Source organism: Naasia lichenicola, from assembly GCF_004801885.1.
GTDB classification, from domain to species: Bacteria; Actinomycetota; Actinomycetes; order Actinomycetales; family Microbacteriaceae; genus Naasia; species Naasia lichenicola.
In genome coordinates, this window is record NZ_SSSM01000006.1 from 179,655 (window position 1) to 201,114 (window position 21,460).

General features: G+C 70.5%; 19 protein-coding genes and 1 tRNA gene. 16 read left to right on the plus strand and 4 right to left on the minus strand.

The genetic code is table 11. From position 1 onward, the window contains the following. The first annotated feature begins 60 nt into the window (after positions 1 to 60). Positions 61 to 330, plus strand: a complete 270-nt coding sequence (locus E6C64_RS17015; RefSeq protein ID WP_136428877.1) for a DUF3039 domain-containing protein — start codon at positions 61 to 63, stop codon at positions 328 to 330. Positions 331 to 361: 31 nt separating this feature from the next. On the opposite strand, the gene E6C64_RS17020 is transcribed toward E6C64_RS17015, so the two are convergent. Beyond that, entirely contained in the window at positions 362 to 1,675 is a 1,314-nt protein-coding gene (locus E6C64_RS17020; RefSeq protein ID WP_136428878.1) for a nicotinate phosphoribosyltransferase, read from the minus strand. 193 nt (positions 1,676 to 1,868) lie between these two features. On the opposite strand from E6C64_RS17020, the gene E6C64_RS19155 reads away from it, so the two are divergent. The 7 genes from E6C64_RS19155 (at position 1,869) to E6C64_RS17050 (ending at position 7,410) form a co-directional block, all read left to right on the plus strand. Next, positions 1,869 to 2,042 carry a hypothetical protein gene (locus tag E6C64_RS19155; protein WP_158437914.1) on the plus strand — a complete coding sequence of 58 codons (174 nt, stop codon included), beginning with the start codon at positions 1,869 to 1,871 and terminating at the stop codon, positions 2,040 to 2,042. Positions 2,043 to 2,147: 105 nt separating this feature from the next. After that, on the plus strand, positions 2,148 to 3,002 hold the full coding sequence (gene murI / locus E6C64_RS17025; protein ID WP_136428879.1) for a glutamate racemase: 855 nt from the start codon (positions 2,148 to 2,150) through the stop codon (positions 3,000 to 3,002). An 85-nt stretch (positions 3,003 to 3,087) separates the two neighbouring features. Next, positions 3,088 to 3,822 carry a ribonuclease PH gene (rph, locus tag E6C64_RS17030; protein WP_136428880.1) on the plus strand — a complete coding sequence of 245 codons (735 nt, stop codon included), beginning with the start codon at positions 3,088 to 3,090 and terminating at the stop codon, positions 3,820 to 3,822. Positions 3,823 to 3,832: 10 nt separating this feature from the next. Next, complete coding sequence (gene rdgB / locus E6C64_RS17035) at positions 3,833 to 4,438, plus strand: RdgB/HAM1 family non-canonical purine NTP pyrophosphatase (protein WP_136428881.1); 606 nt, start codon at positions 3,833 to 3,835, stop codon at positions 4,436 to 4,438. Between the two features lie 85 nt (positions 4,439 to 4,523). After that, positions 4,524 to 5,438 (plus strand): cation diffusion facilitator family transporter, encoded by a 915-nt coding sequence (locus tag E6C64_RS17040; RefSeq protein ID WP_136428882.1) that lies wholly within the window; start codon positions 4,524 to 4,526, stop codon positions 5,436 to 5,438. A gap of 40 nt (positions 5,439 to 5,478) precedes the next feature. Beyond that, positions 5,479 to 6,093 carry a metal-dependent transcriptional regulator gene (locus E6C64_RS17045; protein ID WP_199241085.1) on the plus strand — a complete coding sequence of 205 codons (615 nt, stop codon included), beginning with the start codon at positions 5,479 to 5,481 and terminating at the stop codon, positions 6,091 to 6,093. A gap of 72 nt (positions 6,094 to 6,165) precedes the next feature. Further along, complete coding sequence (locus E6C64_RS17050) at positions 6,166 to 7,410, plus strand: Nramp family divalent metal transporter (protein ID WP_136428883.1); 1,245 nt, start codon at positions 6,166 to 6,168, stop codon at positions 7,408 to 7,410. Between the two features lie 5 nt (positions 7,411 to 7,415). Here E6C64_RS17050 and E6C64_RS17055 read toward each other — a convergent pair whose 3' ends face one another. Continuing rightward, positions 7,416 to 8,111, minus strand: coding sequence for a DedA family protein (locus tag E6C64_RS17055; RefSeq protein ID WP_136429317.1), 696 nt, complete (start codon positions 8,109 to 8,111; stop codon positions 7,416 to 7,418). A gap of 252 nt (positions 8,112 to 8,363) precedes the next feature. Here E6C64_RS17055 and E6C64_RS17060 point away from each other — a divergent pair. Continuing rightward, positions 8,364 to 8,445 (plus strand) — tRNA-Leu (locus E6C64_RS17060). A gap of 72 nt (positions 8,446 to 8,517) precedes the next feature. Beyond that, positions 8,518 to 9,546, plus strand: a complete 1,029-nt coding sequence (locus E6C64_RS17065; RefSeq protein WP_136428884.1) for a 6-phosphofructokinase — start codon at positions 8,518 to 8,520, stop codon at positions 9,544 to 9,546. 4 nt (positions 9,547 to 9,550) lie between these two features. Here the strand turns inward: E6C64_RS17065 and E6C64_RS17070 are convergent, their stop codons facing one another. Beyond that, a complete protein-coding gene (locus E6C64_RS17070) occupies positions 9,551 to 10,444 on the minus strand; it encodes a LysR family transcriptional regulator (RefSeq protein WP_136428885.1) in 894 nt (297 codons plus the stop codon). Between the two features lie 87 nt (positions 10,445 to 10,531). Here E6C64_RS17070 and E6C64_RS17075 point away from each other — a divergent pair, with 87 nt between their 5' ends. Next, positions 10,532 to 14,020: a proline dehydrogenase family protein gene (locus tag E6C64_RS17075; protein WP_136428886.1), complete on the plus strand. Its 3,489-nt coding sequence runs from the start codon at positions 10,532 to 10,534 to the stop codon at positions 14,018 to 14,020. Positions 14,021 to 14,132: 112 nt separating this feature from the next. Here E6C64_RS17075 and E6C64_RS17080 read toward each other — a convergent pair whose 3' ends face one another. Then, positions 14,133 to 14,762: a histidine phosphatase family protein gene (locus E6C64_RS17080; protein WP_136428887.1), complete on the minus strand. Its 630-nt coding sequence runs from the start codon at positions 14,760 to 14,762 to the stop codon at positions 14,133 to 14,135. A 152-nt stretch (positions 14,763 to 14,914) separates the two neighbouring features. Between E6C64_RS17080 and E6C64_RS17085 the strand changes: the two genes are divergently transcribed. The 5 genes from E6C64_RS17085 (at position 14,915) to E6C64_RS17105 (ending at position 21,453) form a co-directional block, all read left to right on the plus strand. Next, positions 14,915 to 16,636 (plus strand): dynamin family protein, encoded by a 1,722-nt coding sequence (locus E6C64_RS17085; RefSeq protein ID WP_136428888.1) that lies wholly within the window; start codon positions 14,915 to 14,917, stop codon positions 16,634 to 16,636. Beyond that, a complete protein-coding gene (locus tag E6C64_RS17090; RefSeq protein WP_136428889.1) occupies positions 16,633 to 18,315 on the plus strand; it encodes a GTPase in 1,683 nt (560 codons plus the stop codon). The genes E6C64_RS17085 and E6C64_RS17090 overlap by 4 nt, the downstream gene beginning before the upstream one ends. A 95-nt stretch (positions 18,316 to 18,410) precedes the next feature. Continuing rightward, complete coding sequence (locus E6C64_RS17095; RefSeq protein WP_136428890.1) at positions 18,411 to 19,658, plus strand: TadA family conjugal transfer-associated ATPase; 1,248 nt, start codon at positions 18,411 to 18,413, stop codon at positions 19,656 to 19,658. Next, positions 19,655 to 20,518 (plus strand): type II secretion system F family protein, encoded by an 864-nt coding sequence (locus E6C64_RS17100; protein WP_136428891.1) that lies wholly within the window; start codon positions 19,655 to 19,657, stop codon positions 20,516 to 20,518. Before E6C64_RS17095 ends, E6C64_RS17100 begins: the two co-directional genes overlap by 4 nt. Then, positions 20,515 to 21,453: a type II secretion system F family protein gene (locus E6C64_RS17105; RefSeq protein ID WP_136428892.1), complete on the plus strand. Its 939-nt coding sequence runs from the start codon at positions 20,515 to 20,517 to the stop codon at positions 21,451 to 21,453. The genes E6C64_RS17100 and E6C64_RS17105 overlap by 4 nt, the downstream gene beginning before the upstream one ends. The last annotated feature ends 7 nt before the right edge of the window (positions 21,454 to 21,460 follow it).

Sequence of the window (21,460 nt, forward strand, 5' to 3'; positions counted from 1 at the left end):
GGCCAGAGGCAGGTGCGGGGACCAGCAGGAGCCACCGCCGTCGCGCGTAGACTTTCGGGCATGTGGGATCAGCGTGCGGCAGCCGATGCGGGCGGGGGGACGGACACCCTCGATCGTGAGCTCCAGGAGCTCATCGAGAAGGAGCAGCTCGACGAGGGCGACCACGACCGCTTCGCGCATTACGTGCGCAAGGAGAAGATCGTCGAGTCCGCCGTCACCGGCAAGCCGGTCATCGCGCTCTGCGGCAAGAAGTGGGTTCCGGGTCGCGACCCGTCGAAGTTCCCGATCTGCCCCTCCTGCAAGGAGATCTACGAATCGATGAACGAGTAGCCGGGCAGTCCTCGACCCGACGACTCGACCGCTACGCGGTGACCGTCGGGATGACCGGGTCGCCGGCGCGCAGCCGGAAGGCCTGAGGCGGGAGCTCCTTCAGCACATCCGCGTGATGGGCGCGAGCGGCCGCGGCGCCCGCAGCGCCTCGCCACCGCGGGTCGATGACGCCGTCTTGGATCAGCGGGACGTGCAGCGCGCGCTCGCCCGAGCCGGGGCGCTCCCCGTCGACGGGCGCGGCATCGACTCGGATCAGCTCGGTCGTCGCCGTTCCGGACTCCGACAGCCGGCGGTAGGCGTGCTTGCGTCCGCCGACACTGGCCTTATTCGCCGAACGCTTCGCCACCGACAGCCACTCTCCGGCGGAATCCTGGTGCGCGACGAGCTTGTAGACCATGCCGGCGGCGGGAGCTCCCGATCCGGTGACGAGCGACGTGCCGACGCCATACGAGTCGACGGGGGAGGCGGAGAGCGCGGCTATGCCGAACTCGTCGAGGTCGTTGGTCACCGTGATCCGGGTCTCCGTCGCGCCGAGCGAGTCGAGCAGCTCACGCACCTCGGCCACCTGCACGGGCAGATCGCCCGAGTCGATCCGGACGGCGCCGAGCGAGGTGCCCGCCACCTCGACCGCGCGGCGCACGGCCGTCGGCACGTCGAAGGTGTCCACCAGCAGCGTCGTCGACGGCCCGAGGGCGTCGACCTGAGCGCGGAAGGCCTGCTCCTCAGTGTCGTGGAGGAGGGTGAAGGCGTGCGCGGCCGTGCCCATCGTCGGCACGCCCCAGGTCCGTCCCGCCTCGAGATTCGACGTCGCCGAGAAGCCCGCGATCCATGCCGCCCGAGCCGCCGCCACTGCCGAGCGCTCGCCGACACGTCGGGAGCCCATCTCCGCAATGGGTCGTCCCGCCGCCGCGGACACCATCCGAGCCGCGGCGGTGGCCACAGCGCTGTCGTAGTTGAGCACGCTGAGCACGACGGTCTCGAGGATCACCGCCTCGGCGAAGCTGCCCTCGACCACGAGCACGGGGGAGCCCGGGAAGTAGAGCTCGCCCTCCCGATAGCCCCACACGTCGCCGCGGAACCGATAGTCGGCGAGCCAGTCGAGGGTGCGGGAGCCGACGATCGCGTTGTCCGACAGCCAGCTCAGCTCGTCCTCCCCGAACCGGAAGGCCTCGATGGCGTCGAGGACGCGCCCGACGCCGGCGAGCACGCCGTAGCGTCGCCCGCCCGGCAGGCTCCGTCCGAAGACCTCGAAGACGCACCTGCGCTCGTGGGTGCCGGCGTGCAGTGCGGCGTCGAGCATCGTGAGCTCGTATCGGTCGGTGAGAAGGGCGGTGCTCTGCGTCACCATGCCAGCCTACGCGGCGGGCGGAGGCTCTCAGGGCGTCGGATCCCCGGAAACACGGGGATCGAAGCCCCCTGAACTGGGAGGCGCGGCCCGCATCCCGCCGCTTCTAGCATTGCGCAAGACCTGCTGTACCCGCAGCCAGGAATGCGCGCCTCACCCGAGCGCGTCCCCCTTGTTCCTGAGAGACCCACTCATGCTCAGCCTCCACACCCTCGTCGCGCCCATCGACGCCATGTCCAGCGTCGGCGGCCTCGACCTCATCCCCGCAGGCGTCGCCGCGACCGTGCTCATCGCACTGGGCGTCGCGCTGGTCATCACCTCGCTGCGTCGCAAGGATTCCGGGCGGGACACCACCCACCGCCAGTAGGGCCATCCGCCGCTTCGCATGCACAGTCCTCCGCACCGTCCTCTGCACAGTGGTGTGCCGCTGACGTCAGCGTCCCGGGCCTCCACCGCCGCCTAGACTGCTCTGGTGGCTGATGCACCGATCGGAGTCTTCGATTCCGGGGTCGGCGGGCTCACCGTGGCCCGCGCGATCATCGACCAGCTGCCCCGCGAATCCATCCTCTACGTGGGCGACACCGCCAACAGCCCGTACGGGCCGAAGCCGCTCGCGGATGTCCGCCGCTTCGCCCTCGACGTGATGGACGACCTGGTCGCCCAGGGCGTCAAGCTTCTCGTCATCGCCTGCAACTCGGCGTCGGCCGCCGTGCTCCGCGATGCGCGCGAGCGCTACACCGTCGGCCACGGCATCCCCGTGGTCGAGGTCATCCAGCCCGCAGTCCGCACCGCAGTCCGCCAGACCCGCAACGGACGCGTCGGCGTGATCGGCACCGTCGCGACCATCACCTCCAAGGCATACGACGACGCGTTCGCCGCGGCGCCGCACCTCGAGCTGGTCAGCGTGGCCTGCCCGCGATTCGTCGAGTTCGTCGAAGCGGGCGTCACCAGCGGAGACGAGCTGTTCGCCGTCGCCCGCGAGTACCTGCAGCCGCTCCTCGACGCGGACATCGACACCCTCGTCCTCGGCTGCACCCACTATCCGCTGATGTCTGCGGCCATCCAGTACGTGGTCGGCGAGGACATCACCCTCGTCTCCAGCGCCGAGGAGACCGCCCGCGACGTGTACCGCACACTCGTCCAGCACGACCTGCTGCGCACTTCCGACCTGCCGCCCCGCCGCGACTACGAGGCGACGGGCGAGAGCGCCGACGAGTTCACCCGCCTCGCGCACCGCTTCCTCGGCCTCGAAGCGCCCCTCGCCGAATCGGTGATGACCGGCGCCATCCAGCTCCCCGACCGCGCGCAGCTCGCCACCCCGAGCTGACGCGCGCACCGCCCACCCGACGACCACCCACCCGCCTACACACGACGCGCCCGAGACGGCGGCGTCCGCACCGGAAGGACAACCCGTGGCCCGCGCCGACGGCAGGACCCCCGCAGATCTCCGACCCATCACCATCGAGAGGGGCTGGAGCTCCCAGGCCGAGGGCTCAGCGCTCATCTCCTTCGGCGGCACCAAGGTGCTCTGCACCGCCTCGTTCACCAACGGAGTGCCCCGCTGGCTGCAGGGCAAGGGCACCGGCTGGGTCACCGCCGAATACGCGATGCTTCCGCGCGCCACCAACGATCGCAACGACCGCGAGTCGGTCAAGGGCAAGATCGGCGGTCGCACGCACGAGATCTCCCGACTGATCGGCCGCTCGCTACGCGCCATCATCGACCTCAAGGCGCTCGGCGAGAACACCATCGTGCTCGACTGCGACGTCCTCCAGGCCGACGGCGGAACCCGCACCGCGGCGATCACCGGCGCATACGTCGCTCTGGCCGACTCGATCGAGTGGGCTCGCGGACGCAAGTTCATCGGCCAGAAGGCCCAGCCGCTCATCGACACCGTCGCCGCCGTCTCGGTGGGCATCATCGACGGCGAGCCCATGCTGGACCTGGCCTACGTCGAGGACGTGCGCGCCGAGACCGACATGAACGTCGTCGCGACCGGACGCGGCCTGTTCGTCGAGGTCCAGGGCACGGCCGAGCGGGCGCCGTTCGACCGTCGCGAGCTCGACTCGCTGCTCGACCTGGCTCTGGCGGGTACGAACCAGCTGGCAGAGTTCCAGCGCGCCGCGCTGCAGAGCGCCGACGCGTGAACATCGACGCATGAGCGTGATCGACGTGCCCGTCGTGCTCGCCACGCACAACGCCCACAAGGTGGATGAGCTCCGTCGGATCCTCGGGCCGCACCTCGACGGGCTCGAGCTGCGCGCCTACGACGGACCCGAGCCGATCGAGGATGGCGACACCTTCGCGGCCAACGCGCTGATCAAGGCGCGGGCCGCGGCCGCGCACACCGGCCTGGCCTCCATCGCCGATGACTCGGGCATCTCGGTCGAGGCGCTCGATGGCGCCCCGGGCATCTTCTCGGCGCGCTACGCGGGCACACGGGATTCTGCGGACAACGTCGCGCTCGTTCTCGAGAAGCTGTCCGGCATCCCGGAGGGTCAGCGGGCCGCCGAGTTCACCTGTGCGGCCGCCGCCGTGCTGCCCGACGGACGCGAGCACGTCGTCACAGCGGTCTGGCCCGGCTCGGTGCTGGAGGCGCCGACCGGCGGCGGTGGATTCGGCTACGACCCCATCTTCCGGCCCGAGGGGCTCGACGTCTCCGCCGCCCAGCTGACGGCGGTGGAGAAGGACGCGATCAGTCACCGCACCCAGGCCTTCACTGCATTGATACCCTGGCTGCGCGCCACTTTGCTGCAGGACTGATCCGCCCGTCCGACGCGCATCAGCCAGGGGTCGGACGGCTCGTCGTGCCTGGTGCCGTGCAGGATGAGCCCGTACCGTGGACCCCATGCACGATCACGATTCCGCGGCGCACGGCTCATCCAGCCGTCGACGTCTCGCGATCGCGCTCGGCATCACCGCCGCCTTCCTCGTCGTGGAGGTCGTCGGAGCGCTGATCACAGGGTCACTCACCCTGCTCGCCGACGCCGGCCACATGGCGTCCGACGTCATCGCCCTCGTGATCGCCCTCGTAGCCAGCGCCGTCGCCGCGCGCCCGCCGAGCGAGCGCTCGACCTTCGGCTACCGCCGGGCCGAGGTGCTCGGAGCCATGGTCAACGCGCTCCTGCTGATCGGGGTCGCGCTGTGGGTCGGTGTCGAAGCCGTCATCCGACTGCTCTCCGTCGATCGTGCCGAGATCCTCGGCGGACCCATGCTCATCGTCGCGATCGTCGGCCTCGGCGCCAACATCGCGGCGGCCCTCGTGCTCCGGAGCGGCACGAGCGAATCGATGAACGTCCGTGGCGCCTACCTCGAGGTGCTGGGCGACATGATCGGGTCAGTCGCCGCGATCGTCGCCGGCATCGTCATCGTCACGACCGGCTTCGACCGGGCCGACTCGATCGCCTCGCTCGCGGTGGCGGCGCTGATCGTGCCGCGCGCCATCGCGCTGCTGCGCGACGTGACCTCGGTGCTCACCGAGTCGGCGCCGACCGGCACCAGCGTCGCCGAGATCCGCAGCCACATCCTGGGCACGGATGGCGTGGTCGATGCGCACGACGTCCACGTGTGGCAGATCACCGCAGGCGCCCCCGTCTTCACGGCGCACGTCGTGGTCGAACCGGGCGTGCTCGAAAGCGGGGGAGCGGACGACCTGCTCGACCGCCTGTCGAAGTGCCTCGTCGGCCACTTCGATGTCGCCCATTCGACGTTCCAGCTCGAGCCGGCGACCCATGCGGACCATGAGGAGTCCCAGCACGCCTGACGGCATCTCCACGAGGGACTCGGATCGGTAGGGTCGAGGCATGTCCAAGGCCCTGTCCGCCACGGTCGTCGAGGACTACCTCAAGGCCATCTACTCGCACACCGAGTGGCAGGATCAGCCGATCACCAGCTCCCAGCTGAGCGCCCGGCTGAGCCTGGCTCCGTCGACCGTGACCGAGATGGTGAAGAAGCTGGTCGGACACGGACTCGTGCTGCACGAGCCGTACGGCGCTGTGGTGCTCACCGATGCAGGTCGGAACCAGGCCATCGGCATCGTCCGGCGGCATCGCCTGATCGAGAGCTGGCTCGTCGGCCAGTACGGCTACTCGTGGGACGAGGTCCACGACGAGGCCGAAGTGCTCGAGCACGTGATGAGCGATCGTCTGCTCGACGCGATCGACGCGCAGCTCGGGCATCCGACCCATGATCCGCACGGGGATCCCATCCCCGCCCTCGACGGTGTCATCCGGATGCCCGATGCCGTGCTGCTCGAGGCGCAGGACGGCGCCCGGGAGGGGCGCATCGTGCGGATCAGCGACCGCGATCCCGAGGTGCTGCGCGAGCTCGAAGCGCGACGGCTGTCGATCGGCAGCGAGGTGACCGCCGATTCGCTGCCCGCGTGGCTGCACCCCTCCATCTGGATCTCCACCTCGTAGATCCCTGGCGAGCGGTCCGCGTGTCCGTCGGAAGCCGCTATGTTTTCGGTACACCGAAATCAGGAGCCGCCGATGGTCGCTGAGCGCGTCGAAGCCGCCGTGCCTCCTCACGCCGCGCGCCTGCTGCCGCTCCTCGGCCCGGCTGTGGTCGCCGGAGTCGCCTATCTCGACCCGGGCAACGTCGCGAGCAACATGACGGCGGGCGCCCAGTACGGCTATCTGCTCATCTGGGTGGTCGTCGCCGGCAACGCGATGGCCTGGCTCATCCAGTACATGTCCGCGAAGCTCGGCATCGTCACGGGGCGCAGCCTGCCCGAGAACCTCGGACAGCGCCTGACCCGGCGGCCGGCGCGCTACGCCTTCTGGGTCCAGGCAGAACTCGTGGCCATGGCCACCGACATCGCCGAGATCATCGGCGGCGCCGTCGCGCTCCACCTGCTCTTCGGCCTGCCGCTGCTCGCCGGCGGAGTGATCACCGGCGTCATCTCCATCCTGCTGCTGACGCTGCAGAGCCGGCGCGGACCGCGACCCTTCGAGCGGGTGATCACCGGCCTCGTGCTGATCATCGTCGTCGGCTTCTGCGCGGGCATCCTGTTCGGCCCTCCGGATCCCGGCGAGGCGCTCGCGGGCCTCGTGCCGCGGTTCGCCGACTCCGGATCCGTCCTCCTGGCGGCGTCGATCCTCGGCGCCACCGTGATGCCGCACGCGATCTACGCCCATTCCGCGCTGACCCGTGACCGCTTCGGACTGCTCGAGTCGGGCGCGTTCCGCACCCAGGTGCTCAAGGCCACTCGGATCGACGTCACCATCGCGCTCGTCGTCGCCGGCGGCGTCAACGTCGTCATCCTGCTGATCGCCGCGGCCAACGTGCGCGGGGTCAGCGGCACCAACTCGCTCGAGGGCGCCTACCAGGCGATCTCGGCCGGACTCGGATCGGGCATCGCCGTCCTGTTCGCCGTGGCGCTGCTGGCGTCCGGACTCGCGTCATCCTCGGTCGGCGCATATGCCGGAGCCGAGATCATGCACGGGCTGCTGCACGTGCGCCTCCCGCTGCTCATGCGTCGGCTGATCACCCTGCTGCCGGCCCTCGTGCTGCTGGCGATCGGCTTCGATCCCACCCTCGCCCTGGTGCTCAGTCAGGTGGTGCTGTCGTTCGGCATCCCGTTCGCACTGATCCCGCTCGTCGTGCTCACGGCTCAGCGGCGCACCATGGGCGACGCGGTCAACCGCCTGCACACCACCGTGCTCGCCGCCGCCGCCGCGGCCGCGCTCATCACCCTGAACATCACGCTGCTGGTGCTGCTCGCCACCGGATAGGCGGCTCAGTCGAGCGTCGGAGTCTCCGTGCGCTGCGGGGTCGTACCGGCGACGCGGGCCCTCTTCGCCTTGCGCGAGGACTGGATGTAGTGGAAGACCGTCGGGACGATGGTCACCACCACGGCGGCGAGCAGGATGAGGTCGATGTACTCCACCACGAAGTCGCGCACCGGCGGGATGTAGCCGATGAAGAAGCCGAGCAGGGTGACGCCCGTTCCCCACAGCACGGCGCCGGCGGCGTTGTAGAGGGAGTACCGGCGGTAGTCCATGTGGCCGACGCCTGCCGCGATCGGGGCGAAGGTGCGCACGATGGGCACGAAGCGGGCGATGATCACGGCGAGGGCGCCGAAGCGGGTGAAGAACGCATTGGTGCGATTGACGTTCTCGATGCTGAATAGCCCGCTCTCCTTGCGCTCGAATATCCGCGGACCGACCTTGTGGCCGATCAGATATCCCACCTCGCCGCCGAGGAACGCGGCGAACGAGATCGCGAGGCACACCCACCAGATGTCCACGCCGAGGGTGCCCGAGAAGGTGAGCACGCCCGTGATGACGAGCAGGGTGTCGCCCGGGAGCAGGAAGCCGACCAGCAGACCGGTCTCGGAGAACACGATGACGCAGACCGCGAGGAGGGCGAAGGCGCCGAACCCCTCGATGATGTTCTGCGGGTCGAGCCACGGGATGAGGGCGGTGGGATGCAGGCCGGCGGGATGCAGGGCGGTGGAGAGCAGGGCTGTGGAGAGCACGGTGGTCCAGTCGTCGTCGGGCGTCGGGCGGTGGCAGCTGACGCACGTGCGTGCGGAGGCACGGTGCTTGCGAAGCTGGGAGCGCAGGCGCTCCGATCAGGGTAACTGAGAACCCCTCCATCCCCGGGGAGGAACCCGATGATCATCCGCTCGGATGATGGCGTGATCGGAGACACGAGTCGACCCGTAAATAGAATGAGCGTCGTCGCGGGAGTGGTGAAATTGGCAGACACGCAGGATTTAGGTTCCTGTGCTTTCGAGCGTGCGGGTTCAAGTCCCGCCTTCCGCACGGAGACTCGGTGAATTCCGGCCCTCGTCAGTGCCTCTACCCTGTGGGGAGGAACTCTCGCAGGAGGCGACAATGCGGATCGGGCTACTCACATCGGGCGGCGACTGCCCAGGACTCAACGCGGTCATCCGCGGCGCGGTCCTCAAGGGCGTGCGCACCCACGACGCGGAGTTCGTCGGGTTCCGCTACGGCTGGCGCGGCCTCGTCGAGGGCGACACCATGCACGTCGACCGTCACACGGTCCGCGGCATCGGCCGCCAGGGCGGCACGATCCTCGGCTCATCCCGGACGAACCCCTTCGAGGGCGAGAAGGGCGGCCCCGACAACATCCGCAAGACGATGTCCGAGCTCGGCGTCGACTCGATCATCGCCATCGGCGGAGAGGGCACGCTCACTGCCGCCCGCCGCCTCGCTGACGCGGGCATCAACGTCGTCGGCGTGCCGAAGACCATCGACAACGACCTCGGCGGCACCGACTACTCCTTCGGCTTCGACACCGCCGTCGAGATCGCGACCGAGGCCATCGACCGTCTGCGGACCACCGCGGAGTCGCACCAGCGCTGCATCGTGGCGGAGGTCATGGGCCGCCACGTCGGCTGGATCGCCCTGCATTCGGGCATGGCGTCCGGTGCGCACGCGATCCTGATCCCCGAGCAGCCGAAGACCATCGACGAGATCTGCGGCTGGGTCGAGAGCGTCCGCGACCGCGGGCGCGCGCCCGTGCTCGTCGTCTCCGAGGGCTTCAAGTTCGCGGGCATGGAGGATGCGCATTCGCACAAGGGCCTCGACGCCTTCAACCGGCCGCGGCTCGGCGGGATCAGCGAGATTCTCGCCCCCATGATCGAGGAGCGCACCGGCATCGAGTCCCGCTCGCAGGTGCTCGGCCACATGCAGCGCGGCGGCGAGCCCAGCGCCTACGACCGAGTGCTCGCGACCCGTCTCGGCATGGCCGCGGCGGACAGCGTGCACCAGCAGCAGTGGGGGTCGATGGTCGCACTGCGCGGCACCGAGATCGTCTCGGTCAGCATCGCCGACGCCGTGCACGAGCTGAACACCGTTCCCGCCGCCCGCTACGACGAGGCCGCCATCCTCTTCGGCTGATGCGTCACGCCGCAGAAGCTGCGGCCGCCTCGAGAGTGGCGCGGAACGCCGAGATCGCAGGCGATGAGATGCCCGCCGCCCGCTGTGCGGTGAAGATGGTCCGGCGCGGCAGATCCGGCAGATCGAGCAGTGCGCAGCTGGTCGGCCGGCCGGCCCAGACCAGCTCGGGCATGAGGGCGACCGCATTGCCCGACTCGATGAGGCGGATCTGCGCCTGCAGATCCGGGGTCTCGTAGCGGACGTCGGGTTCGAAGCCGATCCGACGGCAGAGCTGCTCGGCGAAGTGCCGCGACGCCGTCCCGGGCGGTTCCATCACCCACGCCATTCCCCGCGCATCGCCGAGCTCGCGGATCGTGCCGCCGAGTTCGCCGGGAGCGGCGAGCTGGATCGCGTCGGACGTGAGGTCGCGCCGATCGAGCCCGTCGAGCCAGGGGGCCGAATGCGCGGGATACTGCTCGGCGAGGACGAGGTCGAAGTCACGGGCCCAGGTGTCGTAGAGCGCCTGTCCGGGCTCGCGCTGCACCATCTCGACCCGCACCTCGGGATGCAGACGGCTCATCGCGCTGAGCGCCGCCGGCATCAGCGCCAGCGCCGCCGATTGGAACACGGCCACGCGGACCCGCCCGCGAATAGTGCTGAGCGAGGAGTGCACCGCCGCTTCGGCGCGCTCGAGGGTGTCGAGCACCTCGCGCGCCGCCTCGACGAGCACCTCCGCCTGCGGTGTGAGGAGCACGCGGCGGCCTGCCTTCCTGAGCAGGGGCACGCCCGCCTCCCGCTCCAGCAGGGCCAGCTGCTGCGAGACGGCCGACGGGCTGAAGCTCATCGACTCGGCAACGGCGGCGAGCGTTCCGCGGATCGAGAGCTCGCGGAGCAGCACGAGCCGGCGCACGTCGAGCATGGAACCCCCATCGTTCAGTTCGGCTTACCAGTATCCGTCAGCAAAGGTCGCTTCCGCTTCCCAATGAGGGGAGCGCAGACTGTCGCCATGACCGAGCTCGCGCCGCCGCCCATCGCGCCCACGCCGTCGGATGCAGGAGATCTCGACCTGGTCGACGAGTCCATCGCACTGGTCGAACGGTGGCTCCGCGAGGCGGCGTCCGCGACGATCGATCCATCCGGCGCCCGGCTCGCCGGAGTGCTCAAGGACTCGAAGGGGCTGGACTTCACAGTCGGCTTCGTCGATGGAGTCGTTCGTCCAGAGGACCTGCGGGTGGCCGCCCGCAACCTCTCGCGGGTCGCGCCCCTCGTTCCCGGCTTCCTGCCGCTGCCCCTTCGGGCCGCGGTGCGGCTCGGCGGCTGGACGGCGCCGATCCTGCCGGCTGTCGTCGTGCCGATCGCTCGCCGCGTGCTCCGCCGGATGGTGGGGCATCTCATCGTCGACGCCACCGAGTCGCGACTCGGCCCGGCGATCGCGAAGATCCGGACCCCGGGCGTCCGGCTCAACATGAACCTGCTCGGGGAGGCTGTGCTGGGCGAGCGCGAGGCGGGCCGACGCCTCAACGGCACGTTGCGCCTGCTCGGACGGAGCGACGTGGACTACGTCTCGATCAAGGTCTCGGCCGCCGTCGCACCGCATGCGCCGTGGGCGTTCGACGAATCGGTCGCGGATGTCGTGGAGAGGCTCCGACCACTCTTCGCTCGAGCCGCCGCGTCCCGGCCGAGGAAGTTCATCAACCTCGACATGGAGGAGTTCAAGGACCTCGATCTCACCATCGCCGTCTTCACACGGCTGCTCGATGAGCCCGACTTCCGGGACCTCGAGGCGGGGATCGTGCTGCAGGCCTACCTCCCGGACGCTCTCGCGGCGATGATCCGCCTGCAGCAGTGGTCGGCCGCGCGGCGCGCTCGCGGCGGGGCGGGCATCAAGGTGCGCCTGGTCAAGGGCGCGAACCTGCCGATGGAGCAGGTCGAAGCCTCCGTGCACGGCTGGCCGCTCGCCACCTGGAGCAGCAAGCGGGAGTCGGACACGAACTACAAGCGCGTGCTCGACTACGCACTCCGGCCCGATCGGATCGCCAATGTGCGGCTCGGCGTCGCGGGGCACAACCTGTTCGACATCGCGTTCGCCTGGCTGCTCGCCGGACGCCGTGGGGTGCGGAGCGGCATCGAGTTCGAGATGCTCCTCGGCATGGCGCAGGGCCAGGCCGAAGCAGTTCGGCGCGAGGTCGGATCGCTGCTGCTCTATGTTCCCGTCGTCGCTCCGGCCGAGTTCGATGTCGCCATCGCCTACCTCGTGCGCCGACTCGAGGAGGGCGCCTCGAAGGACAACTTCATGTCGGCGGTCTTCGAGATGGGCGAGAACGCCGCGCTCTTCGAGCGGGAGAGGGAGCGGTTCCTCGGATCGGTCGCCGAGCTCGACGCGGTCGTGCCCGTCTCGCATCGGGTCGCCGACAGATTCGCGGCCGTCGAGCGTGCCGCCGCGGGGCGATTCGAGAACACCCCGGACACCGATCCGGCAGTCGCGGACAACCGGGCATGGGTGAGCGCCCTGCTCGCGCGGGCTCCCGGCACGACACTCGGCCAGTCGGCGCTGGCCGCAGCTCGCATGGACTCGGAATCGCAGCTCGATGCCGTGCTGAAGGACGGCGCAACGGCCGGCCAGGCGTGGGGCGCTCTGGCAGGAGCCGAACGCGGCCGGGTGCTGCATCGGGTGGGCGACGTCCTCGAGGCCCATCGCGCCGACCTGATCGAGATCATGGTGGCCGAAGGCGGCAAGACCGTCGACCAGGCCGACCCCGAAGTCTCCGAGGCCATCGACTTCGCGCACTACTACGCCGAGCTGGCGTCCGAACTCGATCAGATCCCGGGCGCCCGCTTCGTGCCCGCCGGGGTCACGCTGGTCACCCCTCCCTGGAACTTCCCGGTCGCCATCCCCACGGGGTCGGCGCTCGCTGCGCTCGCCGCGGGCTCAGCAGTGGTCTTCAAGCCTGCGCCCGTCACCGCGCGGTGCGGCGCCGTCATCGCCGAGGCGCTGTGGGAGGCCGGCATTCCCCGCGACGTGCTGCAGCTCGTCGACGTGGGGGAGCGGGAGCTCGGACGCCAGCTCATCTCCCACCCGATGGTCGATCGGGTGATCCTCACCGGCGCCTACGAGACGGCCGAGCTCTTCCGCTCGTTCCGCCCCGACCTTCCGCTGCTCGCGGAGACGAGCGGCAAGAACGCGATCATCGTCACCCCATCGGCGGACCTCGACGCCGCGGTCAAGGACGTCGTCGCCTCCGCCTTCGGCCACGCGGGCCAGAAGTGCTCCGCCGCCTCGCTCGTGGTGCTGGTCGGCTCGGTCGCCAGCTCGAGTCGATTCCGCTCCCAGCTGCTAGACGCCGTCTCGTCGCTCGTGGTCGGACGGCCCGAGGATCCGACGACCCGGATGGGGCCCCTCGTCGAGACCCCGGGTCCGAAGCTGCTCGAGGGGCTGACGGCGCTGGGCCCGGGGGAGCGCTGGCTCGTCCAGCCGCGCCGGCTGGACGACGCTGGAACCCTGTGGAGCCCCGGCGTGCGCGACGGCGTCGCCCGCGGCTCCGCCTTCCATCGCATCGAGTACTTCGGGCCGATCCTCGGCATCATGACCGCGGCGACGCTCGACGAGGCCATCGAGCTCGTCAACGACGTCGACTACGGATTGACCTCTGGTCTGCACTCGCTCGACGGCATCGAGATCGGACGCTGGCTGGATCGGATCGAGGCCGGCAACCTCTACGTCAATCGAGGGATCACCGGAGCCATCGTGCGCCGTCAGCCGTTCGGCGGTTGGAAGAAGTCAGCGGTCGGACCGGGCGCCAAGGCCGGGGGGCCGAACTACCTCCTCGGTCTCGGAACGTGGGAGGCGGATGGGGCGACCGCTCATCCGGAGGAGGACGAGTCCACCCTCAATCCGCTCGTCGAGCGACTGCTGGCGGTCGCCTCGGCAGAGCTGCCCCCGGAGCAGGCCGCCTCCGTGCGAGCGGGGGCGCTGAGCGACCAGACGGAATGGTCTGCCCGATTCGGACGAGTCGTCGATCCGTCGGGGGTGGCGGCCGAACACAACCTGTTCCGGTATCGGCCCACCCTGTCGCCGGTCGTCATACGCGCCGACGAGAGGGCGTCGCAGGTGGACGTGCTGCGCGTGCTGGCGGCTGGCCTGCGATCTGGATCGCGTCTGGCGGTATCGACCGCCGTCGAGCTGCCTGGACCCGTCAGGGAGCTGATCCGCGAATCCGGCGGATCAGCGCTCGTCGAGACGGACGAGCTGTGGTCGGCGCACATCGCCAACGGCGGAGGGGTACGTGTGCGCTATCTCGGTGCGGCGGACCGCGTCGCGGCGCTGACCGGAGGGCGCCCGGATGTCGCCGTCTGGTCGGGGCCGGTGCTCGGCTCCGGGCGCCTGGAGCTGCTGCCGTTCCTGCTCGAGCAGGCGGTGTCAATCACCGCGCATCGCTTCGGCACGCCGAGCGCGGTCATCGACGGCGTCGTCGCCGAGCTGATGTCGCCCGTCTGAGCTCCGCCTCGCACCCACCTCGCGCGGTCGTTGCAGCCGAGCGCGATCGGTGGACCCACCGCGCTCGGCGATAGCGACCGCGCGAGACCCGCGCTCGGCGAGGTAGGACGGTTCAGCGTCCGGGGACCCGATTCCAGCCCGTGATGACCCTGCGACCGTGCTCGAAGCCGAGGGAGCTGATCGACGCGGTGTCGAGGGCGAGCAGCGAGCCGTCCTTGACCTCCAGGCCGAGCCACCGGGCGGCGAGCGCTCGCAGGAAGTGGCCGTGCGAGAAGAGCAGAACCTTCCCGCCGGCCTCCAGGACGGGCTCGATCCGATCGCAGATCGATTGAGCTCGGATGCTCACGTCCCCGGCGCTCTCCCCGGGGGTCTCGCCGGGTGGGACGCCGTCGGTCCAGATGGTCCAGGGAGATCCGCGGCGCTCGATGATCTCGGCGCTCGTGATGCCCTCGTAGCCCCCGTAGTCCCACTCGAGCAGATCCGGATCGGGCTGCGCATTGGAGAATCCGGCGAGCCGGGCCGTCTCGCGGGCACGGCCGAGGGGGCTGCTGAGCACGAGCCCGAACGGGATTCCGGCCAGTGCATCCCCGACGAGCTGCGCCTTGTACTCGCCGGCCTGCGACAGCGGGATGTCCGTGCGCCCCGTGTGCTGACCGGTGCGGCTCCATTCGGTCTCGCCGTGCCGCACGAGCACGACGCGCGGCTCATTCGGCCCATGTCCGGTCGTCTCGGAGATCGCCATGTCGTCCCTCTCGTCAGCGGTGCATCCAGTCTGGCGGCCCGTCGGCGCGGCCGAGGCATCTCCTGTCCTATCCGCAGGATCGCAACCGTCGCGTCCGACCGGCGAAGGCGTGAGAACGTAGGGTCGAGCACCGACGCAGAAGAGGAGCGAGCATGCCAGGAGGACCGGGAAGCGCGGGTGCGACCCTGCTCTCGGCTGTGGCTGATCTTCGACGCGTGCTCGACGGTGCCCCTCTGCCGCTGGACATCCCCGGCGCGGAGGCGGCTCGGCAGACCCGCGGGCGCCTGCTCGACCAGCTCGACGACTACGTCCTCCCGCGGCTGTCCTCGATGGATGCCCCCGTGCTCGCTGTCGTCGGCGGATCCACGGGGGCCGGCAAGTCCACCCTCGTCAACTCGCTCGTCGGGCGTGAGGTCAGCTCGCCGGGCGTGCTCCGTCCGACCACCCGGTCACCCGTGCTCATCCATCATCCCGACGACGCGTCATGGTTCACCGATCAGCGGATCCTGCCCGGCCTCGCCCGGGTGACCGCGGCGGCGGACACGGCTTCAGGCGTCGGATCGGGTATCAACTCCGTCCGGCTCGTCGCGACCGATGCGGTCGGCCGCGGCCTCGCCCTGCTCGACGCCCCGGACATCGACAGCGTCGTCTCGGCCAACCGGGATCTCGCGGCCCAGCTGCTCGCCGCCGCAGACCTGTGGATCTTCGTCACGACCGCCGCCCGCTACGCCGACGCGGTCCCATGGGATCTGCTGCGCGAGGCGGGTGAACGCGGCACCTCCGTCGCGATCGTGCTCGACCGCGTTCCGGCCGACGTGGTGGCCGAGATCTCGACCCACCTCAGCGAGATGCTGACCGAGCAGGGGCTCGGTTCTGCTCCCATCTTCGCCATCACCGAGTCCTCGCTCGAGCGCGGACTGCTGCCGAGCTCGCAGACGGACGCGCCTCGGCGGTGGCTCGACGACCTGGCCGGCGACGCGCAGGCTCGCGCGGCGGTCATCCGTCAGACGCTTCGAGGCGCGCTCGAGTCGCTCGACGGGCGCGTCGCCTCGATCGTCACCGCCCTCGAGGAGCAGAGCACGGCAGTCCTCGCACTCACCGAGAGCGCCGAGGCGTCCTATCGTGATGCGCTCTCGGGCGTCACCAGTGGCATGCAGGACGGCACTCTGCTCCGCGGCGAGGTGCTGGCGCGCTGGCAGGAGTTCGTCGGCACGGGCGAGTTCTTCCGCCAGGTCGAGTCGACCGTCTCGCGGCTGCGGGATCGGATCACCTCGTTCTTCCGCGGCGAGCCGCCGCCCAGCGAGCGGCTCGGCGAGGCCCTCCAGACCGGTGTTGCGGCGCTGATCGCGAACAATGCGGAGCTCGCTGCGGGCGCCTCAGTGCGCCTTTGGCGGTCCCTGCCCGGCGGCTCCCAGCTCCTCGCAGCCCATCCGACCCTCCTGCAGGCCAGCCCGGATCTCGACGACCGGATCGAGCGGCTGGTGCGGGACTGGCAGGGCGACATCTTCGCCATGGTGCGCGAAGAGGGCAAGGACCGCCGGGTGACCGCGCGGCTGCTGGCGTACGGCGTCAACGGCCTCGGACTGACCCTCATCCTCGTGGCGTTCGCCAGCACAGCGGGGCTCGCCATGCTCGAGGTCGGCATCGCCGGCGGAACCGCGGTCGCCGGGCAGAAGGTGCTCGAGGCGGTCTTCGGCGATCAGGCCGTGCGCGATCTCGCGCGGAAGGCCCGCGAGAGGCTCTTCGAACGGGTCGAGGACCTTTACGCATCAGAGCTGGAGCGCTACGAGGACGCCGTTCTCGACGTCGGCGTCGACGGCGAGCAGAGCGAGGCATTGGCGTCCGCCGCCGATGCGGTGAGGACTGCGCGATGAGCCCCGCTCGCCTCGGCCGCGGCGGATCGCCGAATCCGAACGACGATCTGGCGGCCCGGCTCGAGGCGCTGAGATCGGCGCTGGCCTCGGGCGAGCGCAGCCTCGATCCGGCTGCGGTGACCCGCGCTCGGACCCTTATCGCCAAGGTGGGGGAGCGCACGTCCTTGTCCGGCGAGCACACCGTCGTCGCGCTCGCCGGGGCGACGGGAAGCGGCAAGTCGTCGCTGTTCAACGCCCTGGTCGGGGCAGAGGTATCGAGGACGGGCGCACGCCGACCCACCACCTCCCGACCGACCGCCGCGATCTGGGGCGACCGCGAGGCCGGTCCGCTGCTCGACTGGCTCGGTGTCGACTCTCGATACCTGGTCGGGGCAGCGAGCACCTCCGGACCGTCCTTGGACGGCCTCATCCTGCTCGATCTGCCTGATTTCGACTCCCGCGAGCTCTCGAACAGGGTCGAGGCCGAGCGCGTGCTCGAGCTTGCGGATATGTTCGTCTGGGTCACCGATCCCCAGAAGTACGCCGACGCGCGACTGCACGACGACTTCGTGCGGATCCTGGGCGAGCATGAGGCCGTGACGCTCGCGGTGCTCAATCAGGAGGATCGCATCCCGCCCGGCGCGGTCGATCGGATCGCCGATGATCTCGGGCGCCTGCTCGCCCAGGACGGCATCCGCGGAGCGGCAGTCCTTCCGACGTCTGCGAGCACGGGTGCCGGCCTTCCCGAGCTGACCCGTCGGCTCGCGGAGTCGGTCGCCGGTCATGCCGCGTCGCGTCGGCGGCTCAGCGCCGATGTGATCACCGTCGCTCGGAGCCTGCGCGAGCAGGTCGGCGATTCGGAAGCGGATCTCGAGCTGCTGTCCCGCGACGACCTGGACTCCGCCCTCGGCCGGGCGGCGGGGGTGCCGGTCGTGCTCGACGCGGTGGAGCGCGACTACCGGCGCCAGGCGCTCGCGGCGTCCGGTTGGCCGTTCACCCGCTGGGTGGCCAGGGTGCGGCGGGATCCGCTGCGCCGTCTGCGACTCGGCTCCGCGGGCACCGATCGGCTCGGCATCGATCGGGACAGCCCCACCGGGGCAAAAGCCGACCGCGACGACGCGTCCGTGCGGCTCTCGCGCTCGTCGATCCCGCGTTCCTCCAGCTCGGCCCGATCCGCCGTCGACCTGGCGGTCCGCTCGTTCACGCGGAGCGCGTCCGTCGGACTGCCGCTGGACTGGGTCGAGGAGATGGAGGCCGCAGCACGCAGCGGCGATGCACTGCCCGATGCTCTCGATCAGGCCGTGGTCCGGACGTCTGTGACTGCACGGCGGCCGATCTGGTGGTCGGTGGCTGGGGTTCTGCAGGGGATCTTCGCCGCCGCTGCGATCGCCGGTGGGCTGTGGCTGCTCGGTCTGTATCTGTGGGGGCTGCTCGCCCTGCCTCGCCCGGAGACTCCGATGATGGGGGTCGTGCCTGTTCCGTTGCTGCTGGTTGCCGCCGGGCTGCTGCTCGGGATCGTCACGGCGGGCCTCGCCCGCTGGTGGGCGAAGATCGGTGCGCGTCGTCGCCGTGCCGTCATGGCAGGGCGACTGCGCACGTCCATCGCCGAGGTCACCGATGAGGAGATCGTCGACCCGATGGCCGAGGTGCTGGCCCGCCATCGCAGCACCCGCGAGAACCTGGCCCGCGCCGGACGCTGAATCCGGACACGACGGCCCTGGACCGGCCTGGGTAGGCAAGGCCCTGTTGTGGATAACTTCTGCAGACGGAGCGATCGCGGTGCGAGCATCGGCGCATGTCCAGCGCAGTCACACTCATCACGGATCGGGTGCGCGCCCGTGTCCGCCGCGACGGCATCGATCTCGCGCAGCAGCGCGACCTCGCCGTCGGATATGTCCGCGATGAGATCGAGCGCTACGCAGAACGTGCGGTCGGCACCGGCGATCCGATGATCGCGAGCGAATCGGCGGTGCACCGCGAGGTGCTCGCCGCGCTCACCGGCTTCGGTCCGCTGCAGCCGTTCCTCGACGATCCGAGCGTCGAGGAGATCTGGATCAACAGCCCGTGCAGGGTCTTCATCGCCAAGAACGGCCTCACCGAGCTGACTCCGCTGGTCCTCTCCGATGCTGAGATCCGCGACCTCGTCGAGCGGATGCTGCAGAGCTCCGGCAGGCGCGTGGATCTATCGAGTCCGTTCGTCGATGCGTCGCTGCCCGACGGCTCTCGGCTGCACGTCGTCATTCCCGACGTCACGCACCGGCACTGGGCCGTCAACATCCGCAAGTTCCGGTCGGGTCTGCGCGGCCTGCACGAGCTGGTCGAGCTCGGCTCACTCGACCGTCGGGCGGCGGAGTTCCTGCGGCTGAGCGTGCTCGCGGGCCTCAACATCCTGGTCTCGGGCGCGACCCAGGCGGGCAAGACGACGATGCTCGGGGCCCTGCTCTCGTCCGCACGACCCTCGGAGCGGATCATCACCGTGGAGGAGACCTTCGAGCTCGACCTCCCCGGCCGCGATGTGGTCGCGATGCAGTGCCGCCAGCCGAGCCTCGAGGGCACGGGCGAGATCACCCTGCGGCGCCTGATCAAGGAGGCGCTGCGGATGCGTCCCGATCGGATCGTGGTCGGCGAGGTGCGCGAGGCCGAATCGCTCGACCTGCTCATCGCCTTGAACAGCGGCATCCCCGGCATGTGCTCCCTGCACGCCAACAGCGCCCGCGACGCCCTGACCAAGCTCTGCACACTGCCGCTGCTCGCGGGCCGCAACATCGACGGCGCCTTCGTGGTGCCGACCGTGGCGTCGTCCATCGACCTGGTCGTGCACTGCCAGCTCACTCGCGATGGGCGGCGCCGGGTCAGCGAGATCCTCGCTCCGACCGGCAACGTCGAGGGCGCGCCGGGTGCGGGCGGGGTGATCGGCGCGAGCTCGCTGTTCGCCCTGCGCGACGGTCGGCTGCGGGCGACCGGCGGCCACCCCACTCGGACGGAGAAGTTCGTCGCCGCGGGGCTCGATCCGCATGCGGTGCTGAGCGAGGCCGCGGCGTGACGGTCATCGTCGGACTGCTCCTCGCCGCAGGACTGCTTCTGGCGCTCTCCCCATGGCTCTGGCCGGCACGACGTCGCGTGCAGCGCCCGCCGTCCCGCCTGGCTGTCGAGCTCGGCGACAGACTCGTGCGAGCGGGGATGGGCAGGGTGCCGCTGCCCGCGTTCCTGGCCATCTCGGCGCTGTCCGGGGTGGCGATCTGGGGGATCGCGATGGCTCTGACGGGTATCTCTACCCTGGCATCGATCGCCGGGCTCGTCGGCTTCGGACTCCCGCTCGGCCTCGTCGGCTGGCGGGCGGCGAGCAGGCGCAAGCTCAGCCGACTGGGCTGGCCGGATCTCGTGGACCACCTGCTCGGATCCGTCCGAGCGGGGCTCGCGCTTCCCGACGCGGTCGCGGCGCTGTCCACGGCGGGCCCGATCGCGCTGCGTGATCCGTTCGTCGCCTTCGAGCGCGACTACCGCGCGACCGGCAGCTTCTCCCGATCCCTCGACGACCTCAAGGCGGCCCTCGCCGATCCGACGGCGGACCGCATCCTCGAGACGCTGCGGATGGCGCGCGAGGTCGGCGGGACAGAGCTCACCTCAGTGCTGCGCGCGCTCTCCTCGAACCTGCGTCAGGAGGCCGCCGTCCGCGCCGAGATCGAGGCCCGGCAGTCGTGGGTGGCGAACGCCGCGCGGCTGGGGGTCGCCGCGCCATGGCTGGTCCTCGTCCTGCTCTGCACCCGACCGGAGGCGGCGGCGGCCTACGACACCCCCACCGGGCTGACCGTGCTGCTCGCCGCTGGCGCGATCTCCGTCGTGGCGTACCGCCTCATGCTCGCCATCGGCAAGCTGCCCGAGGAGCGGCGGTGGTTCCGATGACGCCCCTGCTGGGCCTCGCCGTCGCGCTCGGCTGCACTCTCGGACTCGGCCTCTGGACGCTGGCGAGTCTCACCCCGCGGATCGCGCGGCCGCGGCTCGCCGTGCGGATGGCGCCGTATCTCGCCGACGTCTCGAACGAGGCCCGCATCCTCGCTCGACGTCGCACCGTCGAGCCTCTTCCCGTGCTCGGCGTGCTCGCGGCCCCGGCCGTGGAGAGTGCGGTGCGTGCCATCGCCTCGGTCTTCGGCGGTGCAGACCGGCTCGCCCTGCGACTGCGTCAATCCGGCAGCGGTCTCGTGCTCGAGCGGTACCGCCTGCATCAGCTCGGCTGGCTGATCCTCGGGGCCGTGATCGGCGCGCTCGCCGGCATCGTCGCTGTGCAGACCCGGCCGATCGCGCCGATCGTGCTGCTCGCTCTGCCGCCGCTCGTCGGAGCGGGGGCGGTGATCGTGCGCGACCAGCTGCTCGCCCGTGCGGCCCAGACCCGGGTGCGTCGGATGACGAGCGAGCTGCCGACGGTGCTGGAGTTCCTCAGCCTCTCGTTCTCGGCAGGGGAGGGCATCCTCGATGCGCTCCGCCGCGTCGCCCGGGCCGGTGCCGGTGAGCTGCCGCGGGAGCTCGGGGGAGTCGTCACCGCGGTGTCCAGCGGCGTTCCGCTCGCTGCGGCCCTCGAGACCCTGTCACGCGAGCTGGCCATGGCGCCGCTCACTCGGGCCACCGATCAGATCATCGGCGCGCTCGAGCGGGGATCGCCGCTCGTGGACGTCCTGCGTGCCCAGGCCCAGGATTGCCGCGACGAGGCCAAGCGCGACCTGCTCGAGATGGCCGGCCGCAAGGAGGTGACCATGCTCATCCCGTTGGTGTTCCTCATCCTGCCGGTGACCGTCCTGATCGCCATATTCCCCGGCGTCCTCGTCCTGCAGACCGGCCTCTGACCGCTTC